Raw genomic sequence first — 14551 nt, 5'->3', positions numbered from 1 at the left:
GTTCAGTTTCGGTTCATCGGTGAATCACTATCCCTTGGGCATCGACAACCAAGGAGACTTCCCATGAAACGCATTGTCCTTTCCGCTCTCGCTTTCTCGATGCTGGCCGCCACGTCGATCGCCGGCCAGGCCGCGCCGATGAATGCGCCGATCGCTCCGCGGTCGACCTACAGCCAGGTCGACTGGCAAAAGCCCGGTAAGCACGTCGACGTCAGGAAGCGTGTCGTGAAGAAGAAGATCGTCGTGAAGCGCAGCCATTGGCGCAATGGCCAGAAATATTCCGGTTGGAGGCAGCACCGGCCGATCCGCGACTATGGCCGCTATGGCCTGCATCGCCCCGGCCGCGGCCAGGAATGGATCCGCGTCGGCAACGACTATGTGCTGGTCAGCGTCCTCTCCGGCGTCATTTTCGGCGCGCTTGCCGGGCAGTAGATCCCGTCTGGGCCAGCACCCTGTTGGAGGTGAAAGAAAGGCGGCCCGCAACGGCCGCCTTTTTTGTCCTGTGGAAACCGGGCATCGTCCGCATTAGGGGTCGTCGGATTCCGCGGGCATGATTATATGGTGGGGAAACGAGTTTCCCGATGCGCTTTCCGCCCGCCTTCCTCGACGAGATACGCGACCGCGTGCCGATTTCATCGGTGATCGGCCAGCGCGTCGTGTGGGACAGGAAGAAGACCAACGCGCCGCGCGGCGATTATTGGGCCTGCTGCCCGTTCCATGGCGAGAAGAGCCCATCCTTCCACTGCGAGGACAAGAAGGGCCGTTACCATTGTTTCGGCTGCTCGGTGTCGGGCGATCATTTCAAGTTCCTCACCGAACTCGACGGCATGAGCTTTCCCGAAGCGGTCGAGAAGGTCGCCGACATGGCCGGCGTGCCGATGCCGGTTCGCGATGCGCAGGAGGAGCGGCGCGAAAAGGAACGCGCCAGCCTGACCGATGTCATGGAGATGGCGACCGCCTTCTTCCAGGAGCGCCTGCAGGGACCGGAGGGTGCGAAAGCCCGCGCCTATCTGCGCGATCGTGGGCTGACACCGGCGACGCAGCAATCGTTCCGGCTCGGCTTCGCGCCCGATAGCCGCAATGCGCTGAAGGAGCATCTCGCCGCCAGGGGTGTTCCCAAGGCCGATATCGAGGCCTGCGGGCTGGTGCGGCATGGCGACGACATTCCGGTCTCCTATGACTGGTTCCGCGACCGCATCATGTTCCCGATCCCGGATTCGCGTGGCAAGATCGTTGCTTTCGGGGGCCGCGCGCTGGCGCCCGATGCGCTAGCCAAATACATGAACTCGCCCGACACCGAGCTCTTCCACAAGGGCAACGTGCTCTACAATTTCGCCCGCGCCCGCAAGGCGCTTGCCAAGGGCGGCACGGTCATTGCCGTCGAAGGCTATATGGACGTGATCGCGCTGGCGCAGGCCGGCTTCGAGAATGTCGTGGCGCCGCTCGGCACGGCGCTCACCGAAAACCAGCTCGAGCTGTTGTGGCGCATGGCCGGCGAGCCGGTGTTGTGCTTCGACGGTGACAAGGCCGGCCTGAAGGCTGCCTGGCGGGCCGCCGACATGGCGCTGCCGGCGGTGCAGGCAGGGCGCTCGGCGCGCTTTGCGCTGCTGCCGGAAGGCAAGGATCCCGACGACCTAGTCAAGGCCGAAGGGCCGGACGCTTTCCGTTCCGTGCTGGCCGATGCGCGGCCGCTGGCCGACCTTCTGTGGATGCGCGAAACGGCCGGCGGCGTCTTCGACACGCCGGAGCGGCGGGCCGAGCTCGAAAAGACGTTGCGCGAACTGACCAGTCGCATCCGCGACGAAAGCCTTCGCTATCACTATCAACAGGAAATGCGCGAGCGCGTGCTGAGCTTCTTCGGCGCGCAGCGCGGTACAAGGCAAGGCCGCGAGGATGGGCGCCCGGGCCAGGGCAAGGCGCCGCCGCCGCCGGGCGGACAATTCGCCAAGGCCGGCGGCGGACGCACACCGATCACCGAGAGCCTCGGCCGCTCGGCGCTGGTCAAGCGCGGCAGCGAGGGGATGTCGATGCGCGAGGCGACGATCATCGTCGCGCTGGTCAACCATCCGGTGCTGATCGACGAGAATTTCGCACATATCGAGTTTCTCGATCTCGCCAACTCCGATCTGAGGCGGCTGCACGCTGCCATCCTCGACGCGATGGCGCATGACATGGCCAATGACCGTCAGGCCGTGGTGGCAATGATCGAGCGCGCCGGCTGCGCCGAGATCTGGGAGCGGGCGGTCGGGCTGATCCGGCGAATGCGGCATTGGCCGGCGCTGGAGACCGCAGCCCTCGAGGATGCCCGCGACGCTTTCAGCCAGGCCCTGCACTTGCAGCGCAGCGCGCGCACCTTACATAAGGAGCTGAAACAGGCGGAAGCGGCGCTCGCCACCGATCCCACAGACGAAAACTATCGGCACCTGATCGAAATTCAGGCGCAATTTCAGGATGTACAAGCGACGGAAGCGCTGATCGAAGGATTCGGTGTATCCTCGGGCAGGGCCGGGCGGGCTTAAAGCATGATCCCGAAAAGTGGGAACGGTTTTTCGTGCTTCCACCAAAAGAAAGACAGAGCCTTTGCCGGCCGATAGGGCAGGGACGGGCTCGGCAAGAGAGTGAAATGTGAAAGCGCTGTTGCGCGTCCAAATGGCGCGTGGCGGGGCTAAGTCGGGTAATTGATTCGCTTTTTTCATGCGAATCATGCGAGAGGCGCTTGACCTTCCGGCAGAATGGCGGAATCAGGACGATTCGAAACGTTAACCCGCACCCGCGTCGACGGGAAATAAACGATGTGAGGTACTGGTCACTGGACAGGCAAGCTGCCTGCCACAGATATCAGGGTTAATCTGGACTTAACGAGAGATGCAGTTACTGGCCCGGTGAAGCGCGACTCATAAGCGAGTGCATCCGATTTGACTGGTCCGACAGCTTACGCGGCTTTGATGTTCGGCCGCTAGGAGAAGATAAAGACTATGGCGACAAAGGAAAAGGAAGAGGTCGAAACCGAACGCGAAGGCGCCACCGATGGCCCTCTGCTCGACCTTTCCGATGATGCTGTCAAGAAGATGATCAAGGCCGCCAAGAAGCGCGGCTATGTCACCATGGACGAGCTGAATTCGGTGCTGCCCTCCGAGGAAGTGACCTCGGAGCAGATCGAGGACACCATGGCGATGCTGTCCGACATGGGCATCAACGTGGTCGAGGACGACGAGCAGGGCGAAGAGCCCGAGGCCGCAGACACCGCGGCCGATGCCGAGGAAGACGCGAACGAGCTGGCCGAGCAGACTGGCACCGCCGTTGCCGCCACCACCACCAAGAAAGAGCCGACCGATCGCACCGACGATCCGGTGCGCATGTATCTGCGCGAGATGGGCTCGGTCGAGCTTCTGTCGCGCGAGGGCGAAATCGCCATCGCCAAGCGCATCGAGGCCGGCCGCGAGACGATGATCGCGGGCCTGTGCGAAAGCCCGCTGACCTTCCAGGCCATCATCATCTGGCGCGATGAGCTCAACGAATCCAAGATCCTGCTGCGCGAGATCATCGATCTCGAAGCCACCTATGCCGGCCCCGAGGCCAAGCAGGCGCCGGTGGTGGAGCGCATCGAGGAAGCCAAGGTCGAGGACAAGCCGCGCCGTTCGCGCGACGAGGAAGACGACGTCACCAATGTCGGCGCCGACACGCGCGGGCTGGTCGATGACGACGAGGAAGACGAGGACGAGGCCAGCCTGTCGCTGGCGGCGATGGAAGCGGAACTCCGCCCCCAGGTGATGGAGACGCTCGACGTCATCGCCGACACCTACAAGAAGCTGCGCAAGCTGCAGGACCAGCAGGTCGAGAACCGGCTGGCCGCGGCCGGCACGCTGTCGCCCAGCCAGGACCGCCGGCTGAAGGAGCTGAAGGACCAGCTGATCAAGGCGGTGAAGTCGCTGTCGCTCAACACGGCGCGCATCGAGGCGCTGGTCGAACAGCTCTACGACATCAACAAGCGCCTGGTGCAGAACGAGGGCAAGCTGCTGCGGCTCGCCGAAAGCTACGGCGTGCGCCGCGAGGAATTCCTGAAGGAATATCAGGGCTCGGAGCTCGACCCGAACTGGACGCGCGCGATCGGCAACCTGACCTCGCGCGGCTGGAAGGAATTCACCAAGAACGAGAAGGACGCCATCCGCGACCTGCGCGCCGAAATCCAGCATCTGGCCACCGAAACGGCGATCTCGATCCTGGAATTCCGCAAGATCGTCAACCAGGTGCAGAAGGGCGAGCGCGAAGCCGCGATCGCCAAGAAGGAAATGGTCGAGGCCAATCTGCGTCTCGTCATCTCCATCGCCAAGAAATACACCAATCGCGGCCTGCAGTTCCTCGACCTGATCCAGGAAGGCAATATCGGCCTGATGAAGGCGGTCGACAAATTCGAATACCGCCGCGGCTACAAGTTCTCGACCTACGCGACATGGTGGATCCGGCAGGCGATCACGCGTTCGATCGCCGACCAGGCGCGCACCATCCGTATTCCGGTGCACATGATCGAGACGATCAACAAGATCGTGCGCACCTCGCGCCAGATGCTGCACGAGATCGGCCGCGAGCCGACGCCGGAAGAACTGGCCGAAAAGCTCGCCATGCCGCTCGAAAAAGTGCGCAAGGTGCTGAAGATTGCCAAGGAGCCGATCTCGCTCGAAACGCCGGTCGGCGACGAGGAGGATTCGCACCTGGGCGATTTCATCGAGGACAAGATGGCGATCCTGCCGATCGACGCCGCGATCCAGGCCAATCTGCGCGAGACCACCACGCGCGTGCTGGCCTCGCTGACGCCGCGCGAGGAGCGCGTGCTTAGAATGCGCTTCGGCATTGGCATGAACACCGACCATACGCTGGAAGAGGTCGGCCAGCAGTTCTCGGTCACCCGCGAGCGCATCCGCCAGATCGAAGCTAAGGCGCTCAGGAAACTGAAGCATCCAAGCCGTAGCCGGAAGCTCAGGAGCTTCTTGGACAGCTGAGCAGGGACGGCGTCGTCGCCGGCCAGCTCAATTGACGCCGATACCGATGCCTGCTGCGGTGTGCTCTTCGAAGGGCATCAACGCCACAAAGGCCTGGGGCGTCCGCCCGTTGTCGATCTACCACAACGGCACGTTCAGGCGCGTCCCCTTGACGATGATGCCGCCCCGCTTGCCGATCTCTATGGAGCCGTAACGCTGCCTGAAGCACTCGGGCAGCGGTCGGTCGCCCGGCACTGACAACCACAGCCGCAGCATGTGGCGGCGCTTGTCCGGGTCCGGCCAATCGCGAAAGCCCATGCGGTCGTGAAGCAGCGAATGATTGTAGACGAACTGCATGTCGCCGGGCCGCAGCCGCATCGACAGGTTTAGTCTGGGATCATTGGCAAGGCTGTCGAAGAGATCCAGCGCTTCGACATGCGCGGCGCTGAGCCGCATGGCATCCGGAAAGCGTTGCGCGCTGTCGATGTACTGGCGCTGGTAGATGCCGGTCAGCAATCCCGCATGCCAGTTGAGGACCGGGATTTCGAAGTAGGGCTTTTCCCCTTCCGGTATTTCGCCGCGCCGGTCGGTGGCGATCGGATCAAACAGCAGGCGGGTGAGGTCGGGCCGTTTCTTGCGCATCTCGTTGTAGATCGTCACTGTGCTCACCAGCAGGGACTCGCCGCCTTGCATGGCATCGCGCAGGCAGAGCAGACCGACGACATCGGCGGAGTCGGTGTGAAACGTCTGGCGCTCAGAGGTCTGGTAGATGCGCGTCGTGGCGTCCCTGGCGTCGGCGCCTATGTCGCAGACGTGGCCGAGGATATGGCCCTGGGCATTCTGGGATCGTGCGCTTTCCAGATGCGCGCCAATCCCGCAGAAAATCGTTGCCGCCATTTCCGCTGAATATCTCTCGACCGGGAGACCGCGAAGCACCTCGAAGCCAATGCCGGCGATCAGTTTTTCGCGAAGGGCGGCAAGATGGCCGACAAGCCGGGGCAAGGGGAAGTCAGCCTTGGTCAGGTTGCCGATGTCCTGCGAGCGGGCGAGAAAGCCGGTTGCCGCCAACTCCAGTTCCGCGACGTCGCGCGCGTCCAGTTCGACCAGCCAACGCTCAGGATGTTTCGCCATGTCCTCGCCGGTCCATGCGGCAGGACTCTCGATCGATTCCGGCGGCAGGTCGATGGTTTCGCGCATGAAGCTCTCCGGCGGCTGGATCGGTCTCGGTTGCCGGCGGGGATTTCCGCCAGATCGACGGCCACGACCGAGATTGCCGCAATCAGGCGGGTTTTAAAACCGGCTTTCTCTGGTCGGCGCCGACCGTCTTACGGCCGTCGCTTTGCCGCCGCCTCGCGAGGCTCGCCTTTACCCAGCGACGGGCGTCGGCGCGGTAGTCCTTGCAGGATATTCGCTGCGGGAGGATAATTTCGACGTCGGATGCATTTTCTGGGCGACAAACCCGGATGCCCGCCCCGGCGAAGCCGCCGTGCTCCGTGGCCCGGAGGGAGGTGTGCATGACAAGCTACATCGTGCTGATGAACTGGACGGAACAGGGCGCCAGAAATGTGCGCGATTCACCGAAGCGACTCGACGCCGCCAGGAAGCAGCTGGGAGACATGGGCGGATCGTTCAAGGCGTTCTACCTGACCATGGGTGAATACGACATGGTGGCCGTGGTTGAAGCGCCCGACGACGCGGTCCTGGCTCGCTTCTCGCTGATGCTGGCGGCGGCCGGCAACATCAGGACGCGGACGCTGAAAGCCTTCCCCGAATTTGCCTATCGCGAGATCATCACCTCGCTCGGGTAGTGCTCTCAGAACAGCGCCGAGGCTGAAGCGCTTCACGTCCTTGTTTAATGCATGTCGCCCAAATCCGCTGCGCAGTTTGGGCGACATGCACTAGGATGCGGCCATGTCCGAACCGAATTCACATGCGCATCTGTGGCCCGGCGTGCCGCTTGCTCTTGGCTCCGCCATCCTGTTCGGCGCGGCGCCGCCGCTGTGCAAGCTGCTGCTCGACAGCGTCAATCCCTTCATGCTGGCCGGTCTGCTCTATCTTGGCGCCGGCGCCGGGCTGGCCCTCTATCGTCTGCTGCGCGGCACCGGCGCTGGCGAGGCGCAACTGACCGCCAGGGACATGCCATGGCTGGTGCTGGCGATTGGCGCCGGCGGCATAGTCGCACCGGTGCTGCTGATGTTCGGCCTCGGCCTCAACACCGCATCCAGTTCCGCGCTGCTGCTTAATCTCGAAGGGTTGGCGACGATGGCGATCGCCTGGCTCGTCTACCGCGAGAATGTCGACCGCCGCCTGCTCCTGGGCGCCTTCGCCATCCTTGCCGGTGCCGTTCTGCTGTCGTGGCAAGGTGAGGGCGTTGCCTTCAACCTTGGTGCCGTGCTCGTCGCCGCGGCGTGCCTGGCGTGGGGGCTGGACAACAATTTCACACGCAAGATCTCGGCCACCGACCCGGTGGTGATCGCCATGCTCAAAGGGCTGGTGGCGGGTGCTGTCAATATCGGGCTGGCGCTCGCCGGCGGGGCTTCGTTTCCGCCAGCGTCGATCGTCGCAGTCACCGCAGCCGTCGGCTTCTTTGTCATCGGGGTCAGCCTGGTGATGTTCATCGTTGCGCTGCGTCATCTCGGCACGGCACGGACAGGGGCGTATTACTCGCTCGCCCCCTTTATCGGCGCGCTGCTGGCAATCGTCATCCTGGGTGACGCCGTCACGCTCAAGCTGGCGGTCGCCGGGCTTCTGATGGCCTTCGGCCTCTGGCTGCATCTGTCGGAACGCCATGAGCACGAGCACGACCACGAGGCACTGGAACACGAGCACAGCCATGTGCATGACGAGCACCACCAGCACCATCATGACGGACCGGTGAGCGAGCCGCATTCGCACTGGCACCGGCATGCGCCCATGCGCCACCGGCATCCGCATTATCCCGACCTGCACCACAGGCATGGCCACGGCTGAGCATGACCCCAGAAAGCAGGTGCCGGTTTTTGGAAGGATCCATGCCCGAGCAACGGACCAAGCCTTTGCTGACCGTCTGGTACAACACACGCTGCCCGGTTTGCGATGCCGGCATCAGCCGGCAAAAGCGGCGGCTGATCGAAGCGGTCAAGGCCGGACGGATCGTGTTTCGCGACATCAACCTTGAACCGGCGGCACTTGCCGGATTTGGCGCTTCGCTTGAGGATATCCGTCGCCGGCTGCACGCGACCGACGCCGACGGCCGACTGCTGGTCGGCGCCGATGTCGCCATTGCCGTGTGGCTGATAACGCCGGGCGAGGGCTGGCTGGCGACCGTGTTCGGCAATCCGATCGCCTTGCCGCTGACGCGTTTTGCCTATGATCGGTTCGCCGACCTGCTCTACGCCTGGAACCGGCGCAACGGCCGCTGGTAGCGGTTCCTCGTCGGTGACCGGGGCGAATGGAGGTCCCGAACCATTTGCGGACCTCCCTTTGCCAGGCCCTATCGGCCGGCCGACTCGCAGAGTGCGCCAACGATGCGGCGCACCATCGGCAGCACCAGCAGCAGCGTTGGAAACGCCACCAGCCAGGACAGACCCCAGGCGGTCATCCAGATGAATGGCAGTCCGGGGTGGAAACCGAGGCTTTTCAGCGTCGAGATGAATGAGACGATGAAGGTCATCAACAGCGACAGCACCAGCGGGCTGATGATGGCAGCATAGCGCGCAGGCAGCTTCCTGCGCCGATTTCTTGCAGTCATTTTGGGAGGTTCCCTGAAGTGTCCGGTCCGTCGCATTTGGCATCCATTCGCCGGTTTTCGGCGCAATTGCCCGGAAAGACCGGGGTTGGATGCGTTGCTTGACGTCAGACGCTTACGGAGCAGCCGTGGCGCTCGCGGGCCTTCTAGCGGCGCGTTCCGGCAAAAGCAAGCCTCTGGCGCGGCATTCAGATACATCGTAAGATATATCTTGACTCCAGCGATTGGTGTGCCTAATTAAGATATATCGTAAGATAGAACTCAAGGAGCAATCAATGCACAAGCAATTCGGGCACAATCATTTCGGCGAGCGCATATTCATGCACATGGCCGGCAAGTTCGGCGGCCGTGGCGGTGGTTTCGGCCCGTTCGGGCATGGCGGTCGCGGCGGCGGACGCGGCGGCCCGGGCGACATGTTCCGCGCCGGGCGCATGCTGGCTGACGGCGATCTCAAGCTGATCACGCTGTCGCTGCTGGCCGAGGCACCTCGCCACGGCTACGACATCATCAAGGCGCTGGAAGAGCGCACCAGCGGCATCTACAGCCCGAGCCCGGGCGTGGTCTACCCAACGCTGACCTTCCTGGAAGAAGCCGGCTATGCCGCTTCCGCGGCCGACGGCAACAAGAAGGTGTTTTCGATCACCGAAGCCGGGCAGGCGCATCTGAACGACAACCGCGAGATGATTGACGGCGTGCTCGACCACCTCGAGCGCTTCGGCCGCAAGATGGCCAAGGCGCGCGACTGGTTCGGTTGGAACGACGAGAGCGAAGAGGGCGGTCGTCGTGGCGGTCGTGGTGGCCGCTCGGAGGCGCGCGACGAATTCCGCGCCGTCCGTCACCGGCTGCGTGCGGCACTCGGTGACTTCGTCGATGCCCCGGCGGACAAGCAGGCTGAGGCGATCGCCATTCTCGAAGGCGCCGCCGAGGCGCTGGAAGCGCTGTCGCGCGGCTGAAGCCGCCCGTCCAGTACAGCCAAAAGCCAGAACAGACAAAAGCTCGGGAACCCCCGGGCTTTTTGTCATTTCGATTGACGGGCCGCGGCAGGCTGACGAGATCGATCTGCCAGCCGACGCCTTCATCAGGGGGCTGGAATGCGGCGGCACATTCGCGCATGCTGGAACAACAGCCGTCGTGAATCGCGAACAGGGCAGGCCGCGATTGCAAGGCGAACAGGGAGATTTGAGCGATGTCTTTTCTAAAGCGTCTTTTCGGCGGTGGTGGCGGAGCCGAGGCAGGCGAGCCGAAGACCGCAGCGCCAGCCAAACAGGTCGAGCACAAGGGGTTCCTGATCAGCGCCACGCCCTACAAGGCCGAGGGCCAGTACCAGACCTGCGGCGTCGTCTCCAAGGAGGTCGATGGCGTCATCAAGGAGCACAAATTCATCCGCGCCGACCGCTTCGCCGGGCTCGACGACGCCGTCGACATCTCGATCAAGAAGGGCATCCAGCTGGTCGACGAGCAGGGCGAGCGGATCTTCGGGTAGGGCTGGACCGGTCGAGGCGACGGCCGTCTGCTTTGCGCCACCTGCTTGACCTTTGCTCCCTTACGCGGGGCTGCCTTTGACCGCTTTATTCAGTTCTTGTTCCAGATCGACCAGTTCCTTGCCTCCGGCCATCAGATTGAGCAACTGGTCGCGATCGATTTCGCTTTTCGCGTAGGTGCCGGTGCATCTGCCGCGCTTCAATAAGGTAAAGCGGTCGCCGACCACATAAGCGTGATGAACGTTGTGGGAAATGAAGATGACGCCGATGCCGCGCGCCTTGGACTGGACGATGAGCTTCAGGACCACGGATGCCTGATGGACCCCCAGTGCCGATGTCGGCTCATCCAGGATCAGCACCTTGGCGCCGAAATAAACGGCGCGCGCGATGGCCAGGCATTGCCGTTCCCCGCCCGAAAGCGTGCCGACGGGCTGTTCCGGATCGCGCAGCTGGATGCCCATCGCCGACAATTCGTCATAGGCGGTTCGGTTGGCGAACTCGGCGTCAAACTGGCTGATCGGGCCGAATTTGCGCATCGGCTCGCGCCCGAGAAAGAAGTTTCGCGCCACGCTCATGAGCGGCACCAGAGCCAGGTCTTGGTAGACCGTCGCGATGCCGCTGTTGCGGGTATCGGCCGGTGACGCAAACCTTGTCGGCCTGCCCTGGACGCGGATTTCACCCTCGTCTGGCGCGTAGACGCCGGACAGCGTCTTGATCAGCGTCGACTTGCCCGCGCCGTTGTCGCCAAGCAGGCAATGGACCTCGCCGGGACATACGTCGAACGACACATCCTTCAGCGCAACGACCGACCCGAAATACTTGCTGACCGACTTAAGTTCGACATAGGGCTCGGCCATCACCGGCTCCTCATGGCGCGGTTGCGCACATAGCTGTTGAACAGCACGGCGATGACCATCATGGCGCCCATGAACAGCTTGAACCAGTCCGTGTCTATGCCGGTGTAGAAGATGCCCATCTGCACCACGCCGAAGATCAATGCGCCGAACATGGCACCGACGGCCGATCCGTAGCCGCCGGTAAGCAGCGTGCCGCCGATGACGACGGCTATGATGGCCTCGAATTCCTTTTGGGTGCCGCGCAGCGTGTCGGCCGAGCCGGTGACCAGGACCTGGATCGCCGCAAAGAGCGCGGCCGCCATGGCCGTCATGACGAACAGCGTGATCTTGGTGCGCGCCACCGGTACACCGAGATTGCGCGCTGCGTTGGCTTCACCGCCGGCGGCGAAGATCCAGTTGCCGAAGCGGCTGCGCGTCAGCAACCAGGTGCAGATCAAGGTCAATGCGATCCACCAGACGATCGACACCGGAATGCCGGAAATCGACGGCAGTCCGTCCGCCCGCTTGCCGACCAGGCCCATGTCCGAAAGCCAGGCGATCAGGCCGGAAAACACCTGCCCCGAAAACAGGCTGTTGAGAGGATCATTCAACGCCAGTTCATGCACGCCCGAAACCTGGGTCCGCCCGGATATGCCGCGGGTGAGACCGAGTGTCAGGCCGCGCAGCATGAACAGGCTTCCGAGCGTCACGATGAATGAGGGCAGCCCGGTCTTGACGACGGCGAGCCCGTTGAGCGCACCGATACCGCCGCAAACAGCGAAGGAAAACAGCAGCGAAAGCCAGATGGGCCAGCCCCAGAACACGGATGGGATCGCGATCAGGATTCCGGCAAAGCCAATCATAGAGCCAACCGACAGGTCGAACTCGCCCGCGATCATCAACAGGGCCACGGGTGCGGCGAGAATGCCAAGCTGGGCCGAGACCTCAAGGAAATTGATGATCCCCTTGGCACTGAAAAGTCCCGTATTTCCCGCCGTGATGGCGAAGAACACAAAGACCAGAACGGTCCCGGCCGCCGCRCCAAGTTCCGGCCTGCTCAACAGGCGGCTCAGGCGGGAGACGGACCGGATCCGCTCGTCGCGAACCTCTGCAGCCATGGATGCGTTACCTTCATCAGTGAAAGCGGCCGGGCCGGGGCCCGGCCGCCAGCGGTTAACGCTTGCCCTGTTTTGCCAGATCGATGACCGAGGCGGCAGTATCCTTGGTGACGAAACCGGGGCCTGTCGGATAGTCGGCGATCGGCATGATCTTATACTTCTTCCAAAGGTCGAACATCGCGACCGGGATATAGCCCATGGCATATTGCTGGGCGTCAATGCCCCACTCCATCTTGCCGGCAACAACAGCCTGCAGGATGGTGGGAGACAGATCGAACGTGCCGGTTTTCACCTTACCCGCAAGGCCCATTTCATCGAGCGCGGCCAGCGTTGGTTCGGCACCGCTGGCGCCGACAGCGAGAATGAACTGCGTATCGGCATGGGCGGTCATATAGGCGATCATGCGGTTCTTCATTTCAGTCGGGTCGATGACGCCGTTCATCACCGGAACATCGACGCCCAGACCCTTGGCAAAGCCCGCGCAGCGATCGTCAAGGCTGGAATTGCCCACCTCGTGATTGGCGCAGACCGCCTTGGTGAGGCCGAGCGCCTTGATGCGCTCGCCGGCCATGACGCCCGCCTGAAATTCGTCCTGTCCCATGAACAGCAGGCCGCCAAGATCATGGGTCAGCTTCGAACCGCCAGAGTCGATGACGATGACCGGGATGCCGGCGGCAACGGCATTCTTGACCGGACCTGAAAGGGCCGCGGCGTCGGGGATCGAAACAACCATCCCATCGGGCTTCGAGGCTGTAATGGCGTCGATCATTTGCGCCATCTTGGCCATGTCGAATGTTTCGGGCGCCAGATATTCGGCCTTGACGCCCAGGGTCTTGGCCGCATCGTCCATGCCGTTCTTCACGACCGACCAGTAGGGGTCGCCGCTCTGGCCATGGGTTACAAACACCACGTGCGTATCATCGGCGGCCGCAAGATTGGTGGCCGCCGCCATCATCGTAACGCCGGCCAGCAGGCCGAGCGCAGGCTTTATTAATTTCGCAAGCGAAAACATAACAACCTCCTGTTTGTTTTCCGCCGCCGCAGTTACGGTCGRCAGTCCAGTTGCCCCTTCAAGGTGCGTTGTTATTCCATGACCTGAATCTTCGCACACCTCTGTCCAGTTTCATTCATCAGCACTGGTTCCCTGGAGGCCGAATAGTGGCCTCGATCATTCCCTGACAGTAAATCCGGCTTCCCCAGCCGTGCGCGACAAATTCCGGAATCCCATTGTCGCATAGGTCAGCGGGTTGGCCTTGCTGGGATCCTGCTCGGCCTCGACGACCAGCCAGCCGCTGTAGCCGTTGTCGGCAAGCACGCGCAAAATCGAGGGATAATCGATGAACCCGTCGCCGGGAACGGTGAATATCCCGTCCATGACCGCTCCCATGAAACTCATGTCTTGCGCGCGGGCCCGATCAAGCACGGCCTTGCGCGCGTCCTTGCAATGCACGTGCACGACGCGCTTGACGTGCGCCCTGATCAAAGCCAGCGGATCGCCGCCCGAGAATATCGAATGGCCGGTGTCGTAGAGCAAGCCGACCGCCTCGCCGGTGTGGCGCATCAGCAGGGCCACCTCGGCATCGGTCTCGACGATGGTCCCCATATGATGGTGAAAGGCCATGCGCACGCCGAAATCGGCCATCCGCTCGGCCAGCGCGGTCAGTTTGCGGCCGTAGGCCGGCCATTCCTGCGGGCTCAGTGCCGGGCGTTGCGAGATCGGTCCCCAGATGGCGTCATGGCGTCCGCGCGAGGTGTCGGCATAAACGACATGCGCCGCACCCATATCCTTCAACAGCTGGAGATGCGGCATGATCGCATCCATTTCCGCGCTGACTTCCTTCTCGTCGCAGCGGCCATCATACCAGCCGGAAATCACGGCAAGGCCATAGCGCTCCATGATCGGCTTCAGCTCGGCCGACCGGCGCGGAAACTTGCCGCCAAGTTCAGTGCCGGAATAGCCGGCCTGTTTGGTCTCGCCGAGACAGACCTCAAGTGGCGTATCGCCGCCGAGTTCCGGCACGTCATCATTGCTCCAGGTGATCGGGTTTATGCCGATGCGAACCGTCACGGGCGAGCTCCTGATTGCTTGAGCTGGGCAAGGTGGCGCCGGGTGAGCCCGGCCAGCAGCGTCATGTCGCGACGCGCCTGCTCGGCGGTGTTACGCACCGGCGTGCCTTCGACGATCGCCGACCAGAAACCCTTCAATTCCTCGACAAACGCCTCTTCGTATCCGCTGCGGATGTCGCGGCTGGAAAGCGTGTGGCCGTCGCTGGTGCGCAGGGTCAGCCGTGTCGGTTGGTGGTTGAGATAGGGTGAGGGGAATTCCAGTTCGAGCGAGGCTTGGTCGAAGTAGAGCGTTATGCGTTCGCGGTAGTCGGCGAGCCCAGGTACGGCCAGATGCACCATGTTCCAC

Annotated in this window: 14 protein-coding genes and 1 pseudogene; 8 read left to right on the top strand and 7 right to left on the bottom strand. The window is 62.9% G+C overall.

Annotation, left to right across the window (positions count from 1 at the left end):
- Nucleotides 1-63 precede the first annotated feature (63 nt).
- The 3 genes from AC1D0I_RS26170 (at nucleotide 64) to rpoD (ending at nucleotide 4997) form a co-directional block, all read left to right on the top strand.
- Nucleotides 64-432: an RcnB family protein gene (locus AC1D0I_RS26170; RefSeq protein ID WP_477398735.1), complete on the top strand. Its 369-nt coding sequence runs from the start codon at nucleotides 64-66 to the stop codon at nucleotides 430-432.
- A gap of 149 nt (nucleotides 433-581) precedes the next feature.
- On the top strand, nucleotides 582-2519 hold the full coding sequence (dnaG, locus tag AC1D0I_RS26165; RefSeq protein ID WP_477398734.1) for a DNA primase: 1938 nt from the start codon (nucleotides 582-584) through the stop codon (nucleotides 2517-2519).
- 456 nt (nucleotides 2520-2975) lie between these two features.
- Nucleotides 2976-4997, top strand: a complete 2022-nt coding sequence (gene rpoD, locus AC1D0I_RS26160) for an RNA polymerase sigma factor RpoD (RefSeq protein ID WP_095090975.1) — start codon at nucleotides 2976-2978, stop codon at nucleotides 4995-4997.
- Nucleotides 4998-5114: 117 nt separating this feature from the next.
- On the opposite strand, the gene AC1D0I_RS26155 is transcribed toward rpoD, so the two are convergent.
- Nucleotides 5115-6173, bottom strand: a complete 1059-nt coding sequence (locus AC1D0I_RS26155; RefSeq protein WP_477398732.1) for a TauD/TfdA family dioxygenase — start codon at nucleotides 6171-6173, stop codon at nucleotides 5115-5117.
- 317 nt (nucleotides 6174-6490) lie between these two features.
- Between AC1D0I_RS26155 and AC1D0I_RS26150 the strand changes: the two genes are divergently transcribed.
- The 3 genes from AC1D0I_RS26150 (at nucleotide 6491) to AC1D0I_RS26140 (ending at nucleotide 8380) form a co-directional block, all read left to right on the top strand.
- Nucleotides 6491-6784: a GYD domain-containing protein gene (locus tag AC1D0I_RS26150; RefSeq protein WP_095091717.1), complete on the top strand. Its 294-nt coding sequence runs from the start codon at nucleotides 6491-6493 to the stop codon at nucleotides 6782-6784.
- 103 nt (nucleotides 6785-6887) lie between these two features.
- Entirely contained in the window at nucleotides 6888-7946 is a 1059-nt protein-coding gene (locus AC1D0I_RS26145; protein ID WP_477398731.1) for a DMT family transporter, read from the top strand.
- Nucleotides 7947-7987: 41 nt separating this feature from the next.
- Complete coding sequence (locus tag AC1D0I_RS26140) at nucleotides 7988-8380, top strand: thiol-disulfide oxidoreductase DCC family protein (protein ID WP_477398729.1); 393 nt, start codon at nucleotides 7988-7990, stop codon at nucleotides 8378-8380.
- 68 nt (nucleotides 8381-8448) lie between these two features.
- Here the strand turns inward: AC1D0I_RS26140 and AC1D0I_RS26135 are convergent, their stop codons facing one another.
- Nucleotides 8449-8706: a DUF2798 domain-containing protein gene (locus AC1D0I_RS26135; RefSeq protein WP_477398727.1), complete on the bottom strand. Its 258-nt coding sequence runs from the start codon at nucleotides 8704-8706 to the stop codon at nucleotides 8449-8451.
- Between the two features lie 272 nt (nucleotides 8707-8978).
- Between AC1D0I_RS26135 and AC1D0I_RS26130 the strand changes: the two genes are divergently transcribed.
- A complete protein-coding gene (locus tag AC1D0I_RS26130) occupies nucleotides 8979-9656 on the top strand; it encodes a PadR family transcriptional regulator (RefSeq protein WP_095090978.1) in 678 nt (225 codons plus the stop codon).
- Between the two features lie 233 nt (nucleotides 9657-9889).
- Nucleotides 9890-10186, top strand: coding sequence for an HlyU family transcriptional regulator (locus AC1D0I_RS26125; protein WP_477300550.1), 297 nt, complete (start codon nucleotides 9890-9892; stop codon nucleotides 10184-10186).
- Nucleotides 10187-10246: 60 nt separating this feature from the next.
- On the opposite strand, the gene AC1D0I_RS26120 is transcribed toward AC1D0I_RS26125, so the two are convergent.
- The 5 genes and pseudogenes from AC1D0I_RS26120 to AC1D0I_RS26100 all read right to left on the bottom strand — a co-directional run.
- Nucleotides 10247-11041, bottom strand: coding sequence for an ATP-binding cassette domain-containing protein (locus AC1D0I_RS26120; protein ID WP_477398725.1), 795 nt, complete (start codon nucleotides 11039-11041; stop codon nucleotides 10247-10249).
- Nucleotides 11041-12138 (bottom strand): ABC transporter permease, encoded by a 1098-nt coding sequence (locus AC1D0I_RS26115; protein ID WP_095090981.1) that lies wholly within the window; start codon nucleotides 12136-12138, stop codon nucleotides 11041-11043. Before AC1D0I_RS26115 ends, AC1D0I_RS26120 begins: the two co-directional genes overlap by 1 nt.
- 55 nt (nucleotides 12139-12193) lie before the next feature.
- Nucleotides 12194-13150 (bottom strand): rhizopine catabolism ABC transporter substrate-binding protein, encoded by a 957-nt coding sequence (locus AC1D0I_RS26110; RefSeq protein ID WP_477398724.1) that lies wholly within the window; start codon nucleotides 13148-13150, stop codon nucleotides 12194-12196.
- A 156-nt stretch (nucleotides 13151-13306) separates the two neighbouring features.
- A complete protein-coding gene (gene iolE / locus AC1D0I_RS26105; RefSeq protein WP_477398722.1) occupies nucleotides 13307-14206 on the bottom strand; it encodes a myo-inosose-2 dehydratase in 900 nt (299 codons plus the stop codon).
- Nucleotides 14203-14551, bottom strand: a pseudogene (locus AC1D0I_RS26100) (Gfo/Idh/MocA family protein); the annotation flags it as partial. The gene iolE and the pseudogene AC1D0I_RS26100, both read right to left, overlap by 4 nt.

The organism is Mesorhizobium sp. P2_D1 (genome assembly GCF_056404455.1).
Note: the sequence above shows the minus strand (reverse complement) of the source record. Positions and strands in the feature narration are given on the sequence as shown.